The sequence below is a fragment of the Glaciecola sp. 1036 genome (genome assembly GCF_050306235.1).
In the GTDB taxonomy this organism is placed as follows: Bacteria; Pseudomonadota; Gammaproteobacteria; order Enterobacterales; family Alteromonadaceae; genus Glaciecola.
Genome location: NZ_JBLWFH010000020.1, coordinates 19007 through 36274, shown reverse-complemented (window position 1 = coordinate 36274; position 17268 = coordinate 19007). Strand labels below are relative to the sequence as shown.

Here is a 17268-nt window from a genome sequence, read left to right as displayed (position 1 = left end):
ATGCAAAGGGCTATGGTGATTACTATTCGCTGTCGGCTGCGTCTTGAATTTCTTCACCTGCTGATTCTATATCTTGTCCCATACCATCGACGGTAGCACAAGCGGACAAAAGCGTTGCGAAAATAGCGAAGAAAGCCAATTTTAATTTTACATAGAATGAATTTCTCATGATGTTCTCCATGACAATTTTTTAAATTAATCTTTTGTGGTTCATGGAAAGCTAAAATAATGCCAATAGTTAAATTATTGATTTAATTGTATATTTTTAAATTTATTAAAACAGATTAGGAATATTATTCACTATAGACAGAAAAATTTTCCAAATGAAAGTTGCCTGTGGATAAGATGCTAATAACCTTGTTCATAATTCAAGGACAGGATCTGAATAAAAAATTATGTTTTTTTCGCTGTGGATAACTAGGGTGGTTATACATAAGATTTCAGCCAGATATACCAGATTTATACATGGATTATGATCGCTGTAACGATATGAAAAATAATATAAAAAATGAGTTTTCCACAGAAACCCTTGTGCTTAATAAGAATAATAATAGAGATCTATATAAAGAGATCTTTTTATATTTAAAATCGAGGTAATTTTAACCAAGGTGAAAAACTCGATAAAAAAACGCCTATTGTTCAATTAATAATCATTTAAAATAAGCGCAGACTCATATACACTATGCGCCCTTTTTTGAGGGTGTCGATAATTTCTATTAATGAGAGTAACCAATGTTTTTCCAAAAAGACTTTGACGTAATTGTTGTAGGTGGTGGTCATGCAGGTACTGAAGCTGCTCTCGCGGCTGCGCGAATGGGTGCGGATACTCTATTATTGACTCACAGTATTGAGACTCTTGGGCAAATGTCATGTAATCCAGCTATCGGAGGCATTGGTAAAGGACATTTGGTCAAAGAAATTGATGCCTTAGGTGGTGCAATGGCAAAGGCCATTGATAAAGCTGGCATTCAATTTCGTACCTTAAATTCATCCAAAGGCCCTGCGGTAAGAGCTACTCGTGCTCAAGCCGATAGATCTTTGTATCGTATAGCTATACGGCAAATGTTGGAAAACCAAGAAAATCTGACACTCTTCCAGCAATCTTGTGATGATTTAATTGTAGAGAACGAAAAAGTAACAGGTGTAGTGACTAAGATGGGGCTTAAATTTAAAGCCCGAACTGTTGTACTTACTGTAGGTACTTTTTTAGGCGGTACAATTCACATTGGATTAGAAAATTACAAAGGCGGTCGCGCAGGCGATCCACCTTCCATTGCACTTGCCCAACGTTTACGCGAAATGCCGTTTCGAGTGGACAGGTTAAAAACGGGTACACCAGCGCGATTAGATGCTAGAACTCTCGATTATTCAGTCATGCAAGAACAACCTTGGGACACTCCACTTCCTGTATTTTCTTTTATGGGGAAGGTAGAAGATCATCCTCGTCAAATTTCTTGTTACATCACCCATACAAACGAAAATACGCATGAGATTATTCGTTCTGGATTAGACAGATCACCTATGTATACGGGTGTTATTGAAGGTGTTGGTCCGAGATACTGCCCTTCAATTGAAGATAAAATAATGCGTTTTTCTGATAAAGATTCACATCAGATTTTCGTAGAGCCTGAAGGCCTTAACAGCATAGAAGTCTATCCAAACGGGATATCGACTAGCTTGCCATTTGATGTGCAAACCAAGCTCATCCACTCTATTAAAGGGTTTGAAAACGCACACATAATTCGTCCAGGCTATGCTATTGAATATGACTTTTTTGATCCTAGAGACTTAAAACAAAGTCTGGAAACTAAATTTATCCAAGGCCTGTTCTTTGCTGGTCAAATTAATGGTACAACAGGGTACGAAGAAGCAGGTGCTCAAGGCCTAATTGCTGGCGCAAACGCTGCCTTACAAGCAATGGAAAAACCGGCTTTAGAAATTCGTAGAGACCAAGCTTACATGGGCGTTCTTATAGATGACCTAGCGACCTTAGGTACCAAAGAACCTTATCGAATGTTCACCAGTCGAGCCGAATATCGTTTATTGTTGAGAGAAGATAACGCAGATGTTCGTTTAACAGAACTTGGTAGACAAGTAGGCTTAGTTGATGACGAGCGATGGGCAGCATTTGAACAAAAAATGGAAGCGGTTGAACAAGAAAAAGCGCGCTTGGCCAAAACTTGGGTGCACCCTAAACATGCCGCGACTGAAAGTTTGAATCAAATTCTTAAGAATCCAATCAGCAAAGAAGCCTCATTAGAGGAATTATTGCGACGTCCTGAAATCAGCTATGAAAAATTAATGACGATTGATTCTTTAGGTCCATCAGTGCTGGATGAAAAAGCGGCTGAGCAAGTGGAAATCCAAATTAAGTACGCAGGCTATATTGCTCGACAACAAGACGAAATTGCTAAGACACTACGCCACGAAAATACCTTGTTACCGGAAGATTTCGATTATAAAAGCGTGAGCGGACTTTCAAATGAAGTTGTCGCAAAACTTGAACAAGCAAGACCTGAAACCATTGGTAAGGCATCAAGAATTTCAGGCATAACCCCAGCGGCGATTTCATTGTTATTGGTGTACTTGAAAAAACATCAAATGTTGCGGAAAAGTGCTTAATGTCGGATTTGCTTCCCGCGCTGCAAGCGCTGATTGCTGAAACAAATTTGTCGGTAACGAATAAACAAGAGCAACAACTCGTAGGCTTAGTGAATCTTATGCATAAGTGGAATAAGGCTTACAATTTGAGTTCAGTACGAGATCCTAACGAGATGTTAGTGAAACACATTATGGATTCCATTGTTGTGACGCCTTTTGTAAGCGGTGCTCGGGTAGCTGATGTAGGCACCGGACCTGGACTACCAGGTTTGCCACTTGCCATTATGTTACCTGAAGTTGAGTTCACTTTGATTGATTCTTTAGGTAAACGTATTCGGTTTATAAAACAAGCGCTGTTTGAGTTAGACATAAAAAATGTCAACGCAATTCAAGCGCGTGTAGAAGAATTTCAACCTTCGATAGGCTTTGATTGCATTTTATCTCGCGCTTTTGCGTCAATGTCTGATATGCTAAGTTGGTGTGAACATTTAGTCGCACCCACTGGCGAATTTTTAGCTTTAAAGGGGCAGTTAAACAAGGCTGAATTAGCAGACATCCCAGCCGGTTTTACCGTTGTAAACACTGAAAAGCTTGTAGTGCCTCAATTAGAAGGCGAGCGCCATTTGGTTAAAATTAGACAACAATAGCAGGATATATTTTGGCCAGAGTAATTTCCATCGCAAATCAAAAAGGTGGTGTAGGTAAAACTACGACTGCGGTGAATGTTGCTGCGTCTATGGCAGCGACTAAACGTAAAGTATTGCTTATCGATCTTGACCCTCAAGGCAACGCTACTATGGGATCAGGGGTTGATAAATATGAAGTCGACAGTACCTGCTACGAACTTCTTATCGAAGAAAAACCTGCGTCTGAAGTGATCATTAAAGATACGTCAGGTAAGTATGATCTAATTGCGGGTAACTCAGATGTTACTGCTGCAGAAATAAAGCTGATGGAAGTCTTCGCTCGAGAAGTCAGGCTTAGAAATGCGATTGCACCTATTTGCAAAGACTATGATTTTATCTTTATTGATTGTCCGCCTTCGCTGAATCAGCTCACGGTGAATGCTCTAGCAGCATCAGATTCTGTATTGGTACCAATGCAATGTGAATACTATGCGCTGGAAGGGATAACCGCGCTTATGGATACCATTGGCAAATTGGCATCAGTGGTAAATCCTAATTTAAAGATAGAAGGTGTGTTACGCACCATGTATGATCCACGTAATCGCTTGGCGAATGATGTATCAGAACAACTGAAACGACATTTTGGCGATCAAGTATATCGCACTGTGATTCCGCGTAATGTTCGCTTGGCTGAAGCGCCTAGTTTTGGTTCCCCAGCCATGTACTATGATAAATCATCAGCAGGTGCAAAAGCTTACTTAGCACTGGCTGGTGAAATCATTCGCAGGCAAAAGCAAACAGAAAAAGCTGCACAATAAAAATAAACAAAAGGTTTATCGAGGTTAATCAATATGGCGCCAAAACCAAAAGGGCTCGGACGAGGACTAGACGCATTGCTTGCCACAAGTCAACGCAGTGCTGATAAACATAATGCCGAAAATGCTGATGCAAATGTTGAAGAAAGTGAACTCCAACAATTGCCAATTGAGTTTTTGCAACCTGGTAAATACCAACCAAGAAAAGACATGGCTACCGAAGCCTTGGAAGAATTATCAGCTTCAATTAAAGCCCAAGGCATTATTCAACCAATAGTGGTTAGAGCTGTCGGTAAAGACAAATACGAAATTATCGCAGGTGAGCGTCGCTGGCGAGCAGCTCAGCTAGCAAGACTGGAAAAAGTGCCTTGTTTGGTTAAGAGTATTCCAGATGATGCTGCTGTTGCGATGGCACTGATTGAAAACATTCAGCGTGAAGATCTAAATGCCATGGAAGAAGCGCAAGCTTTAGAGCGCCTAATGGTAGAATTTAATCTTACTCATCAACAAGTTGCAGATGCAGTAGGAAAATCGCGCACCACAGTCACCAATATTCTTCGCCTCAATGGCTTAGAAGCTGAGGTTAAAACACTGCTCGAGCACGGCGATATCGACATGGGTCATGCTAGAGCGTTGCTAGCCATTGATGGTCAAGAACAAGCCAACATTGCAAAACAAATCGCTGAAACTGGACTTACCGTACGCGAGACTGAAGAGCTGGTACGGAAACTACTGTCTGGTGAACAAGCCCCTGCCGCTGATAAAAAAGCCAAACCTGAAGTTGATCCTGATGTGAAGAGATTAGCCAACAGTCTTACAGACAAGTTCGGTGCACCTGTTAAGATTGCACACAATAATCGGGGTAAAGGCAAGGTGACCATCGAATTTTCCAGCTTGGATCAATTAGACGGCATACTGGCACATTTACAAACCGAAGAGTAAATAAAAAGTGCATTCTTCATTGATTGCACCTTTTTAGTGAGAAGCAAAGTGCAAAGGTATTGATTTAAATACTACTATTGCGCAAATTAATGTTGAAAATGCGTTTAATAATTTGGCTTTATGGTTGAATTTTTTTGCATTCAAAGTATACTTCTCGCGCTCTATATAAAGGTATGACACCTAAGGTGTATAGGTGAATGCAAACACATTTAGCAGCAGATGGAAAATCCCTAGCCTTAAAAGGAGTTTTGGTACAAATACTTACCGGAATCGGGATAATAATTTTAACTGCACTTTTTTGGTCAGCATACGTAATCGCTGTTGTGTTTGGTGTTCTCAGTTTTATCATACCGCATAGTATTTTTGCGTATTGGGTATTCCGATATGCAGGCGCAACCAAGAATCAGGAAGTTGCGCGTAGTTTGAGTCAAGGAATGAAGATTAAGCTTGCTCTTACAACCCTATTTTTTGTTATTGCTTTTGCACAATTTGGCACCCACCCGTTATTTTTATTAGGTGCCTATGCAATAACCATGGTGAGCCAGTGGGCCGCTATGTTTTTTTTACGTCACAGTGCTTAGTTAAAATGGCAACTGAATAAAAGAACGTAGAAAAGAAAGTAAAGATTTTTAAATTACACAATTTGGGGTAAACAATGGCGTACGATAGTACCGAAGAATACATCAAACACCATTTAACCAATGCAAAAATGTGCTCTACCGAAGAAGGTATCGGCTTCAACTATGCTTGTAACGATGCTGGTTTTTGGGTTTGGCATATAGATACGCTTGCGATATCGATTTTGCTAGGTTTGGTATTCATTTTCATTTTCCGTAGCGTTGCAAAAAAAGCCACTACTGGCGTGCCGGGTAAGTTACAGGCATTTGTCGAGTTAGTGTACGACTTTGTTGACGACAACGTAAAAAGTACCTTCCACGGTAAAAGTGCATTAATTGCACCACTAGCCTTAACCATCTTTTGTTGGGTTCTGCTCATGAACCTTATGGATTTGGTGCCGGTAGATGTACTTCCAATGTTAGCGGGTTTAGTTGGGCAATATGGATTTGGAATGGAGCCTTCTCAGGTATATTTCAAGTTTGTACCTACTACTGACTTAAACCTTACATTTGCACTTGCATTAGGTGTGTTTGTACTAATTCTATACTATTCAATCAAAATGAAAGGTGTGGGTGGTTTCACTAAAGAACTTACTATGCAGCCTTTTGGTCATTGGGCGTTTATTCCAGTGAACTTTATTCTTGAAACCGTTACCTTGCTTGCTAGACCATTGTCGTTAGCACTGCGTTTGTTCGGTAACCTATATGCTTCAGAATTGATATTTATTTTGATAGCGACAATTGGTTTAGCACAATTGCCGTTACACTTTATGTGGGCCGTATTCCACATTTTGGTACTTCCATTACAAGCCTTTATTTTCATGATGTTGACCATCGTGTATCTAAGCTTGGCTAGTGAAGACCATTAGAAATAACTGTTTTTAGCTATATATTTTTTAACTTTTAATTTTTAACTTAACTATAAATCGGAGATTTAACATGCTTGCAATCGCTGTTGCTATTCTAATTGGTATGGGTGCCCTTGGTACCGCTATCGGTTTCGGTCTTTTGGGCGGCAAATTCCTTGAGTCTGCAGCTCGTCAGCCTGAATTGGCACCTACTCTACAAGTAAAAATGTTTATCGTAGCAGGTCTTATCGACGCCATCGCGATGATCGGTGTAGGTATCGCATTATTCCTATTGTTCGCTCCACCGGAATATTTACTTTAATCCACGTTTTTAGCGAACTTATTAAGGAGGAGCGGACGTGAATATTAACGCCACTCTTATCGGTCAGTTAATTGCTTTTGCTGTGTTTGTTTGGTTCTGCATGAAATATGTATGGCCACCACTGATGAAAGCAATTGAAGATCGTCAAAAGACTATTGCAGATGGTTTGGCTGCGTCAGAACGTGCTGAAAAAGATCTAGAACTTGCTCAAGCGAAAGCAACTGAGCAACTTAAAGATGCTAAAGCACAGGCTGCAGAAATCATCGACCAAGCGAAGAAGCGTGCTAACCAGTTAGTTTCTGAAGAAACTGAAAAAGGTAACGCTGAACGCGAAAAAATTATTGCGCAAGGATACGCAGAAATCGAAGCAGAAAAGAACCGTTTGAAAGAAGAACTTCGCAAACAAGTAGCAGCATTAGCTATTGTGGGTGCAGAGCGTATTCTTCAACGTGAGATTGATGCTCAGGCACAAAATGACATTGTTGAAAAACTTGTCGAAGAATTGTAAGGGAGAGCGAAATGTCTGAATTGACAACTATCGCTCGTCCCTATGCAAAAGCTGCTTTTGATTTTGCGGTAGAAAAATCCGACGTAGAAAACTGGCAACAAATGTTAGTTTTTGCTGGTGAAGTTGCGAAAAATGAAGAAATGCAAGGCTTACTTACTGGCGCAGTAGCTGCCTCTAAGCTTGGCGAAATTTTTGTTGCTGTATGTGGTGACCAATTAAATGAACATGGCCAAAACTTAGTAAAAGTTTTAGCTGAAAATGGCCGTTTAGTTGCACTACCTGCAATAGCAGATAGCTTCATTCAACTTAAGACAGAGTATGACAAAGTATTAGATGTTCAAGTGACATCTGCTACAGAACTTAGCTCTGAGCAACAAGCCAACATCGGTGCCGCACTAGAAAAACGATTTGCGCGCAAAATACAGCTTAATTGTAACGTGGATCCAACATTAGTTGCCGGGGTAATTATCAGAGCCGGTGACACAGTGATCGATGGTTCCGTACATTCTAAATTGAACCGTCTAAAAGACGCGTTGCAAGCATAACGGGGATAAGAGCATGCAACTTAATTCCACTGAGATTGCAGAACTGATCAAAAAGAGAATTGAACAGTTTGATGTAAAAAGTGAAGCGCGAAATGAAGGAACTATCGTTGGTGTAACTGACGGTATCATTCGTATTCACGGCCTTGCAGATGTTATGCAAGGTGAAATGATTGAACTTCCTGGCGGACGTTACGCCATTGCACTAAACCTTGAAAGAGATTCAGTAGGTGCGGTTGTAATGGGTCCATACGCAGACCTTCAGGAAGGTGTAAAAGTTAACTCAACAGGTCGTATTCTTGAAGTACCAGTAGGCGAAGCTCTACTTGGTCGCGTTGTGAATACGCTTGGTGAGCCAATTGATGGTAAAGGCGCAATTGACGCTGAAGGTTTTGAACCTGTAGAAAAAATTGCCCCTGGTGTAATCGAGCGTCAATCAGTAGACCAACCAGTACAAACTGGTTATAAGTCTGTTGACTCTATGATTCCAATCGGTCGTGGTCAGCGTGAGTTGATTATCGGTGACCGTCAAACAGGTAAAACGGCTTTAGCTATCGATGCCATCATTAACCAGAAAACTACTGGTGTTAAATGTGTATACGTAGCTATCGGTCAAAAAGCATCTACTATTGCTAACGTAGTACGTAAGTTAGAAGAACACAACGCAATGGCGCACACTATTATCGTTGCTGCTTCTGCGTCTGAGTCTGCTGCATTACAATATTTGTCAGCATATTCTGGCTGTACTATGGGTGAATACTTCCGTGACCGCGGACAAGATGCACTTATCGTATATGATGATTTGTCAAAGCAAGCGGTTGCTTATCGTCAAGTGTCACTACTTCTTCGTCGTCCGCCAGGTCGTGAAGCTTATCCTGGTGACGTTTTCTATCTTCACTCACGTCTACTTGAGCGTGCAGCTCGTGTAAACGCGAACTATGTAGAAAAATACACTGACGGTGAAGTGAAAGGTAAAACAGGTTCATTAACCGCACTACCTATCATCGAAACACAAGCAGGTGACGTATCAGCCTTCGTACCTACAAACGTAATATCAATTACCGACGGTCAGATCTTCTTAGAAACTGACTTGTTTAACGCGGGTATTCGCCCTGCGGTTAACGCCGGTATTTCGGTATCTCGTGTTGGTGGTGCTGCACAAACCAAGATCATCAAAAAGCTTGGTGGTGGTATTCGTCTAGCACTAGCACAGTATCGCGAACTAGCAGCTTTCTCTCAGTTTGCATCTGACCTTGACGAAGCAACGCGTCAACAGTTAGAGCACGGTGAGCGAGTAACTGAATTAATGAAGCAAAACCAGTATGCACCACTGTCTGTGGGTGAAACTGCAGTTTCATTGTTTGCTGCTGAAAAAGGCTATCTAAAAGATATCGAGCTAAACAAAGTATTAGATTTTGAAGCTGCCCTACACTCTTACATGAACAATGAAAGAGCTGAGTTGATGAAGACAATCAACGAAACGGGTAACTACAACGATGATATTGAAAACCAACTAAAAGAAGCTTTTGATACATTCAAAGCAACCCAAACTTGGTAATCAATTCGCCTCGTTAAATGCGGGGCGCATTGTTGAGTAATCGGAGAGATTGTCATGGCTAGCGGAAAAGAGATAAAAGGTAAAATTGGGAGTATTAAAAATACTCAAAAGATTACCAGTGCAATGGAAATGGTTGCTGCTTCAAAAATGAAGCGTGCACAAGAGCGTATGAGCTCTGGCCGTCCATATGCAGAAGCAATGCTAAAAGTGATTGGTCATATTGCAAACGGTAACCTCGAATATCGCCATCCATATTTGGAAGAGCGTGAGGTGAAAAACGTAGGTTTTATCGTAGTGTCAACGGATCGCGGTCTATGCGGTGGTTTGAACACTAACGAGTTTAAAGCTGTTGCTCAAAAAATTCGTCATTATAAAGAACAGGACGTAAACGTTAAGTTTGCAGCCCTTGGTTCAAAAGCGATTGGATTCTTTGGGCGATACGGTGGTGAAGTACTTGCTGCTGAATCAGGCTTAGGTGACAAACCAACGTTAAGCAGTGTCGTTGGTGTAGTAAAAGTCATGTTAGAAGCATACGACAAAGGCGAATTAGATCGCATTTATTTATGCTACAACAGCTTTGTGAATACTATGTCGCAAGAACCATTGATCAATCAACTGTTGCCTTTGCCTAAATCGGAAGATCAGGCGCTGCAACATCGTTGGGACTACATCTATGAACCAGACCCGAAAGAAATTTTAGAAGGTTTGATGAAGCGTTACATAGAGTCTCAGGTTTACCAAGGCGTGGTAGAAAATGCAGCTTCAGAACAAGCTGCGCGAATGGTAGCAATGAAAGCCGCTACCGATAACGCTGGTAACCTTATTGATGAGTTGCAGTTGGTATATAACAAAGCGCGTCAGGCCGCAATTACGCAAGAAATCAGCGAAATTGTCGGTGGTGCTGCTGCGGTTTAGGTAAAGAATTTTAAGTTTAAGAGGACAAATTATGAGTCAAGGTAAGGTCGTCCAAATCATAGGTGCTGTTGTGGATATTGAATATCCACAAGATCAAGTACCTCGTGTATACGATGCACTAAAAGTGACCGAAGGTGACTTAGCAGGACTAACATTGGAAGTACAACAACAGCTTGGTGGTGGTGTTGTGCGTTCAATCGCGCTAGGTACTACCGATGGTTTACGACGTGGTATCCCAGTAGATAACACTGGTGAACCAATTCAAGTTCCAGTAGGTACAGCTACTCTAGGCCGTATCATGGACGTATTAGGTAACCCTATCGATGAAGCTGGCCCAATTGGTGAAGAAGAGAAAATGTCTATTCACCGTGAAGCGCCAAGCTACGAAGACCAATCAAGTTCAGTTGAATTACTTGAAACTGGTATCAAAGTAATCGACTTGGTATGCCCATTCGCGAAAGGTGGTAAAGTTGGTCTGTTTGGTGGTGCCGGTGTTGGTAAAACTGTTAACATGATGGAGCTTATCCGTAACATCGCAATCGAGCACAGCGGTTATTCAGTATTCGCTGGTGTTGGTGAGCGTACTCGTGAGGGTAATGACTTCTACCACGAAATGAATGAATCAAACGTACTAGATAAAGTATCACTAGTATATGGTCAGATGAATGAACCACCGGGTAACCGTCTACGTGTTGCTTTGACAGGTCTAACTATCGCTGAAAAATTCCGTGATGAAGGCCGTGACGTTCTTTTCTTCGTAGATAACATCTATCGTTATACTCTAGCGGGAACAGAGGTATCTGCATTGTTAGGTCGTATGCCTTCTGCGGTAGGTTACCAGCCAACACTTGCTGAAGAAATGGGTGTTCTACAAGAACGTATTACGTCAACTAAAACGGGTTCAATAACTTCAATCCAAGCGGTATACGTACCAGCGGATGACTTAACTGACCCATCACCAGCCACTACCTTTGCTCACTTAGATGCAACAGTTGTATTGTCTCGTGATATCGCGTCTTTAGGTATTTATCCAGCGGTTGACCCACTAGATTCTACTTCACGTCAGCTTGATCCTCTTGTAATTGGTCAAGACCACTACGACACTGCACGTGGTGTTCAATCAGTTCTTCAACGTTATAAAGAATTGAAAGACATCATCGCAATCCTAGGTATGGACGAGCTTTCAGAAGAAGACAAGCAAGTGGTATCACGTGCTCGTAAGATTCAACGTTTCTTATCTCAACCTTTCTTCGTAGCAGAAGTATTTACTGGTTCTCCTGGTAAGTATGTAGCGCTAAAAGATACGATTGCTGGTTTTAAAGGCATTCTTGAAGGTGAGTACGATGACCTACCAGAACAAGCGTTCTACATGGTTGGTTCTATCGAAGAAGCAATTGAGAAAGCGAAAAAGTAATCACCTAACGGCTAGATTACAGGAGGCCCAACATGGCAATGACAGTTCACTTGGATGTAGTTAGCGCAGAGGATTCGATTTTTTCGGGTCTTGTTGAGCACATGCAAGTTACAGGTACAGAAGGTGAGTTAGGTATTTATCCTGGTCATACACCTTTAATTACTGGAATTAAGCCTGGTATGGTGCGAGTCGTTAAGCAATACGGCGAAGAAGAGCTCATTTATGTAGCCGGCGGAACGCTAGAAGTTCAGCCTGGTCAAGTGGTTGTACTGGCTGATACAGCAGTACGAGCTGATGACTTAGATGAAGCTGCTGCCCTTGATGCTAAAAAACACGCTGAAGATAAAATAGCAAATGCTAGTGCGTCTGACTTCAATTATGCTGAAGCAGCCGTAGAATTAGCAGAAGCCATTGCGCAACTTAGACTGATTCAAAAGTTACGTAAATAATCGCTTTACCAGTCAAATCTAAAAACCGGTGCATCGCACCGGTTTTTTTATGCCTGTGAATATGTTCCATATGGAACATATTTGATCAATGGGTATAAAAGAAGAGTATATTCTAGAATTAAGCAAATAATGTTTTCTCAATAGCATAAACCTGTAGTCTATGCCGATGAGCTTCACTTATCTTGAACCAACTGGATTTAAAAATGGCAAAAAAATCAGACAAATTCGACTTTATTCTTTATGGAGCGACTTCATTTGTAGGTCAAATCATGTGTGAATACTTGGCAGACTATGATGACGAAAAGATAAGCTGGGCGATGGCCGGGCGAAACGAATCGAAATTGCTAGAAGTAAAAGAAAAATTCGGATTAGAACAGGTACCGCATTTTGTCGCTGATGCAGAAAACGAAGTACTAATTGAACGAATTTGCCTAAAAACAAAGGTAATTATTTCAACCGTGGGTCCATATGCTTTATATGGCGAACCTATGGTGAAAATGTGTGTTAAAACTGGCACTGACTACTGTGACTTAACCGGCGAACCACAGTGGATTTACGCAATGATTAATAAATATCATGAACAGGCTAAACAGACAGGTGCACGTATTATCAATAGCTGCGGTTTTGATTCCGTTCCTTCTGATTTAGGCGTTTTTAAGTCGCAACAATTAGCCTTAGAGAAAACCCAACAACCAGCCCTAAGCATTAAAATGCGCGTGAGAAAGTTAAAAGGCGGTGCATCTGGTGGCACTATTGCCAGCATGATGAATATTTTGAAAGAGACTAAACGTAATCCAAAACTAAAAAAGGTATTAGTGAATCCTTATGTTTTATGTCCAGAAGATCATAACTACACCCAGCGCCAGAAAAATCATAAAAAAGCCGAATTTGATAAAGAACTGAATATCTGGACTATGCCCTTTGTGATGGCTTCGATCAATGAACGTATAGTCCACAGAAGTAACGCACTTTTGGGCGATATGTATGGGGAAAACTTTTTATATGACGAGGCGATGTCGGCTAAAAACAGTAAGCAAGCGAAGAAGTTTACCTTTGGCTTAGGTGCCTTTTATTTAGGTGCGAGTATCAGCCCAATTCGCAGCATATTGGAAAAGTATGTGCTTCCCAAACCTGGCGAAGGTCCAAGTAAAAAAGAACAGTTAAAAGGGATGTTCGACATGCGTTTTTACGCTGAGCTATCAAATGGCGAAAATCAAGTAGTGCAAGTAACAGGTGATAGAGACCCTGGATACGGTTCTACTGCAAAAATGTTAGTGCAGGCAGCTCTATGCATTGCTAAAGATATACCAAAGGTAAAAGGTGGCTTCTGGACACCCGCTTCTGCTATGGCTGAACCCCTGACGCAAAGACTGGAAAAGCATGCAGGTATTGAAATACAGCAGTTAGACTAAGTTCTATGAAGGTGAACCTGATTCAGAGCTTGTAGAATATTTGTATTTGGTACTGAATCGGTTTCTAACCAATAATGTTCGGGTTCATACTCAAGGTAAGCTTCTGAAAACTGTAGAATTACAGTATCAACAAGGTGGTATATGGCAACCGGTGTTCTAACATCACTTAGCAAGGCGAAGCAGCGAAGCTCAAGCAATAAGCGCTTGTGCTTGACTTCTATAACGTTCAGTCGCTGTTTGCGACGTTAGCTATTCTAAGGGAGAGAGTGATTGACGGTGAAAACTTTCAAATATTTTGTATTCATATCTATATTAAGCCATTTGGTTATTCAAAATTGCTTTGCAACATCTGATTTCTTTGAGCAATCAAGTGACGAACTTAAGGAAGGGATCGAGAGCAAACACCCAGCTACTTACTTGATCCTAGCAGCCAAACTTTTCGGAGAAGATGAGAAAAACGAGGCTGTAAAATGGTATTACGTTGGTCAGATTCGATTTAGGGCATACTTAATGGCGAATCCAGAATTAGAACCATCTGGAGATCCTGCTCTTTATTCTTCTCTTAAATATATGATTGGCTCCCCAATAAATGAATATGCAGGCTCAGACCCTGACAATTGGGTTGCACTGATTGATAGTGCTTTGATTTGGCATGCTGAAAAACCAAACCATTTCACACCCAAAGACACAAATAAGGAAATTTATAAAGAAATCGAAAATGGCTTCAATGAAATTCGTAACAGAGTTGAATCAAGCAAAGACGAAATCAGAAAGCAAAGAGCAGAAAATGGGCTGGAGAACGGCTAACGACACGTTTAACAGAAATTATCATCACGATAAGCTACTTGCTTCCGTAACAGTCACGCCATAACTGGCTAACTCGTTTACCAACCGAGATAAGCGCTTTTACCAAAAAAGATTCTCCCATTAAAAGAAATGGATCATCTTCAGAACACTATCGCTGGCATAGGCTTCATATATTTGTTATTAGTAAAGAAAAGAGGAACATGGGCTTACTTTTGAGATAATAACGTTCCTTTGGGTCAAGATTTAATTGTCATATAGCTAAGAGGATTGAATAGCATTGGAAACAAGCACCATTATTTTAATTCTCACAGGCCTTGTGTACTCATCGATACTCATTTCTGTCGGTATCTCAGTTGCTGAGGATTTATTTCTATCTTCCTTAGCAAAAAAGTGGCTTATTTTTATCATGATAGCTGTTCCAATATTTGGAGTAATACTAGCAAAGTTCAAAACGCGACAATTAGGATTATCCCCAAATTGCAATTCCCATGGCGATACATTATCAACGTCGGGAAGTAATTACAGTGATTCTGGTGATTGCGGTGGCGGCGGTGAGTAAATGTCATATGTAGACAGATGTTCCACCAATGCGCCGTCCTACAGCTTAAAATGGCGTTATATGCTAAAGAGTAGATTACTTACTATCTTTATTTTTTTAGTAATGTCATTTCATGCAAACTCCGGTGGTAGTACATTTCCTGTTAAAGTTATTGAATTGCGAAATACTGAAACTGAGTTTAAATTGATTGCCAAAGTAGTAGGCAAATTTAATTATGATTCTTCTGGTTGCGAGATAATTTCAATCACTGGCAACTATGATTCCGAAAAATGGAAATCATACGTGAATTTGATCAATCGAAGTCTTCACATAGAAGCTTTGGGAATATTAGAACGAGCAAGCAGAACGCAAAGTCTAGTTAATTTTGGATATATTGGTGCTGGTTTAAAAAAGAACGGTGAATGTAAATATGAGAGCAAAGGATTGTTTCATGATGAGAATGGTGTTTTTTCAATTTACGAAAACATATAACAAGTGTTAAGTAAAAAATGATAACTCGCGACTTTGATATTTCAGTAGATTTAAAGTTTTTGAGCACTAGTGATGGTGGCAGAAAAACACCAGTATTTTCATCATACCGTGGAAAGCATGATTTTGGATTGGAAGAGGTTTTATTAGATGCTGTCCATGAATATGTAGGGACAAATCAAATAATGCCTGGTCAGTCTGCTTATGCTTATTTTACTTTTTTAAGTCCTGAACTCTTGAATGGTAAGTTAACGGAAGGATTTAAGTTTAAAGTTCAAGAGGGGAATAAGATTGTTGCTACGGGGAAAGTATCAAAAATATTCAACAACGCACTTCGATGTAACGCCAAACAATCGATTAAAAACGAATAATAGGCTTTTAGATTAGCAAAGATAGAATAAGGTAAGTATTCACCATAAAAATATCCCTAATTTCTAGGTATGTGTATATTAGCAATAAGTATTTGATTAAATTGTTGGCAATGTTCCCTAGTCAACTTTCCTTATCTAATACCAAACTCAAATAAGGCTGATGCAAGGATAAAACTTAAGGAACAAGATGATTAGAACTCTTTTTGCTACCGCTAGACCCCCATTTTTAGTTCTAGCACCGCTTTGTGTATTAGTGGCATTAGCCTATGCTAGTCACAAAGAATATTCCTATGATCTTGTTAGTGTTGTTTTATGCTTTATTGCTGCTGTGCTCGCTCACGCTAGCGTGAATATGCTAAATGAATATCAAGATTTTAAATCAAACCTAGACACCAACACACAACGTACACCATTCAGCGGAGGGAGTGGCGCTCTACCTATAAATCCCAAAGCGGCTAATGCAGTTAAATGGACAGGTTATTTACTTGCAGTAATAGTCTTCTGTATAGGTTTATTTTTTGTGATCAAAGTAAGCTGGGTGCTGATTCCATTGGGCTTACTTGGTTTAGCTTGCGTGTTATTTTATACACCCTTGATCAACCGAATGCCTATCTTGTGTTTGATTGCTCCTGGTATTGGTTTCGGGCTAGTAATGGTGGTTGGAAGCTTTTTTGTAATGACAGGAAGTTTTGATGACCAACTGCTTATTTACAGCATCCCGGTGTTTTGCCTAGTAAACAATTTATTGTTATTGAATCAATATCCGGACGTAGAGGCAGACAAACAAGCGGGTCGTAAACACTTCATCATATTTTATGGAGAAGAAAATGGGAAATGGATGTATCTGTTGCAGTGGATAATCGCAACCTATACCTGTTTTTTAATTTTGACGCTTAACGACCTCCCAAATTGGTCTTACCTTTTATTAGTTTTGATGTCACTGGGCTTATTTTGTTTTAAAGGCTTATCAAAATATTTGAAACACAGGGATATAAGAAAATTAATCCCTTTTATGGGAATAAATGTGATCATCAGTCTTGCCTATCCGCTACTAATGTCGGTAATATTGTACGTTGATTAATCAAATGATGCGCGAATAATAATCAGAGAAAACTATGAAATACCAAGGAAGTTGCCATTGTGAATCGGTGAAATTCGAGGTTGAATTGCCCGATTCAGTAGAGTGTGAAAGATGTAATTGCAGTATTTGCAAAATGTTCGGCTTGGTACAGATTATTATTCCACTACGAGACTTTACACTATTGTCCGGTGACGATTCTCTTAGCAATTATAAGTTCAACACTGGTGTTGCCCAACACACTTTTTGTAAACATTGTGGCGTTAAAGCATTTTATACTCCGCGCTCAAATCCAGATGGCATTAGTATCAATGTGAATGCGCTTAAAAGATTGCCCAAATATGTCAGTATCGTCGACTTTGATGGGCAAAACTGGGAACAAAATGCAGCTAAGCTTGCGTATAAATCAAGGTAGC

21 protein-coding genes are annotated in these 17268 nt (G+C 40.3%); 20 read left to right on the top strand and 1 reads right to left on the bottom strand.

Annotation, left to right across the window (positions count from 1 at the left end; all coding sequences use genetic code 11):
- Positions 1-22: 22 nt before the first annotated feature.
- Positions 23-169 carry an entericidin A/B family lipoprotein gene (locus tag ACNKW3_RS18690; RefSeq protein ID WP_427400857.1) on the bottom strand — a complete coding sequence of 49 codons (147 nt, stop codon included), beginning with the start codon at positions 167-169 and terminating at the stop codon, positions 23-25.
- A gap of 563 nt (positions 170-732) precedes the next feature.
- On the opposite strand from ACNKW3_RS18690, the gene mnmG reads away from it, so the two are divergent.
- From mnmG to ACNKW3_RS18590, 20 genes are all read left to right on the top strand, one after another.
- Complete coding sequence (gene mnmG, locus ACNKW3_RS18685; RefSeq protein ID WP_427400856.1) at positions 733-2622, top strand: tRNA uridine-5-carboxymethylaminomethyl(34) synthesis enzyme MnmG; 1890 nt, start codon at positions 733-735, stop codon at positions 2620-2622.
- The gene (gene rsmG, locus ACNKW3_RS18680) at positions 2622-3248 is read left to right on the top strand and encodes a 16S rRNA (guanine(527)-N(7))-methyltransferase RsmG (RefSeq protein WP_427400855.1); all 627 of its coding nucleotides are present in this window, start codon (positions 2622-2624) and stop codon (positions 3246-3248) included. The genes mnmG and rsmG overlap by 1 nt, the downstream gene beginning before the upstream one ends.
- Positions 3249-3259: 11 nt before the next feature.
- Positions 3260-4045, top strand: coding sequence for a ParA family protein (locus ACNKW3_RS18675; RefSeq protein ID WP_427400854.1), 786 nt, complete (start codon positions 3260-3262; stop codon positions 4043-4045).
- A gap of 33 nt (positions 4046-4078) precedes the next feature.
- On the top strand, positions 4079-4984 hold the full coding sequence (locus ACNKW3_RS18670) for a ParB/RepB/Spo0J family partition protein (protein WP_427400853.1): 906 nt from the start codon (positions 4079-4081) through the stop codon (positions 4982-4984).
- A 197-nt stretch (positions 4985-5181) separates the two neighbouring features.
- Positions 5182-5565, top strand: coding sequence for an ATP synthase subunit I (locus tag ACNKW3_RS18665; protein WP_427400852.1), 384 nt, complete (start codon positions 5182-5184; stop codon positions 5563-5565).
- Positions 5566-5639: 74 nt separating this feature from the next.
- Complete coding sequence (gene atpB / locus ACNKW3_RS18660) at positions 5640-6470, top strand: F0F1 ATP synthase subunit A (protein WP_427400851.1); 831 nt, start codon at positions 5640-5642, stop codon at positions 6468-6470.
- A gap of 70 nt (positions 6471-6540) precedes the next feature.
- Entirely contained in the window at positions 6541-6771 is a 231-nt protein-coding gene (gene atpE, locus ACNKW3_RS18655; protein ID WP_427400850.1) for a F0F1 ATP synthase subunit C, read from the top strand.
- A 37-nt stretch (positions 6772-6808) separates the two neighbouring features.
- On the top strand, positions 6809-7279 hold the full coding sequence (atpF, locus tag ACNKW3_RS18650; RefSeq protein ID WP_427400849.1) for a F0F1 ATP synthase subunit B: 471 nt from the start codon (positions 6809-6811) through the stop codon (positions 7277-7279).
- A gap of 11 nt (positions 7280-7290) precedes the next feature.
- Entirely contained in the window at positions 7291-7824 is a 534-nt protein-coding gene (gene atpH, locus ACNKW3_RS18645) for a F0F1 ATP synthase subunit delta (protein ID WP_427400848.1), read from the top strand.
- A 13-nt stretch (positions 7825-7837) separates the two neighbouring features.
- The gene (gene atpA / locus ACNKW3_RS18640; protein WP_427400847.1) at positions 7838-9379 is read left to right on the top strand and encodes a F0F1 ATP synthase subunit alpha; all 1542 of its coding nucleotides are present in this window, start codon (positions 7838-7840) and stop codon (positions 9377-9379) included.
- Positions 9380-9433: 54 nt separating this feature from the next.
- Positions 9434-10294 carry a F0F1 ATP synthase subunit gamma gene (gene atpG, locus ACNKW3_RS18635; RefSeq protein ID WP_427400846.1) on the top strand — a complete coding sequence of 287 codons (861 nt, stop codon included), beginning with the start codon at positions 9434-9436 and terminating at the stop codon, positions 10292-10294.
- A 31-nt stretch (positions 10295-10325) separates the two neighbouring features.
- Entirely contained in the window at positions 10326-11708 is a 1383-nt protein-coding gene (gene atpD / locus ACNKW3_RS18630) for a F0F1 ATP synthase subunit beta (protein WP_427400845.1), read from the top strand.
- A gap of 32 nt (positions 11709-11740) precedes the next feature.
- A complete protein-coding gene (locus ACNKW3_RS18625) occupies positions 11741-12157 on the top strand; it encodes a F0F1 ATP synthase subunit epsilon (protein WP_427400844.1) in 417 nt (138 codons plus the stop codon).
- A gap of 203 nt (positions 12158-12360) precedes the next feature.
- The gene (locus tag ACNKW3_RS18620) at positions 12361-13569 is read left to right on the top strand and encodes a saccharopine dehydrogenase family protein (protein ID WP_427400843.1); all 1209 of its coding nucleotides are present in this window, start codon (positions 12361-12363) and stop codon (positions 13567-13569) included.
- A gap of 276 nt (positions 13570-13845) precedes the next feature.
- Positions 13846-14376: a hypothetical protein gene (locus ACNKW3_RS18615; RefSeq protein WP_427400842.1), complete on the top strand. Its 531-nt coding sequence runs from the start codon at positions 13846-13848 to the stop codon at positions 14374-14376.
- 277 nt (positions 14377-14653) lie between these two features.
- Positions 14654-14935, top strand: coding sequence for a hypothetical protein (locus ACNKW3_RS18610; RefSeq protein ID WP_427400841.1), 282 nt, complete (start codon positions 14654-14656; stop codon positions 14933-14935).
- Positions 14936-15406 carry a hypothetical protein gene (locus ACNKW3_RS18605; protein ID WP_427400840.1) on the top strand — a complete coding sequence of 157 codons (471 nt, stop codon included), beginning with the start codon at positions 14936-14938 and terminating at the stop codon, positions 15404-15406.
- 17 nt (positions 15407-15423) lie between these two features.
- Complete coding sequence (locus tag ACNKW3_RS18600; RefSeq protein ID WP_427400839.1) at positions 15424-15774, top strand: hypothetical protein; 351 nt, start codon at positions 15424-15426, stop codon at positions 15772-15774.
- A gap of 187 nt (positions 15775-15961) precedes the next feature.
- Positions 15962-16855 carry a prenyltransferase gene (locus ACNKW3_RS18595; protein WP_427400838.1) on the top strand — a complete coding sequence of 298 codons (894 nt, stop codon included), beginning with the start codon at positions 15962-15964 and terminating at the stop codon, positions 16853-16855.
- A 34-nt stretch (positions 16856-16889) separates the two neighbouring features.
- Positions 16890-17267, top strand: coding sequence for a GFA family protein (locus ACNKW3_RS18590; protein WP_427400837.1), 378 nt, complete (start codon positions 16890-16892; stop codon positions 17265-17267).
- Position 17268 lies beyond the last annotated feature (1 nt).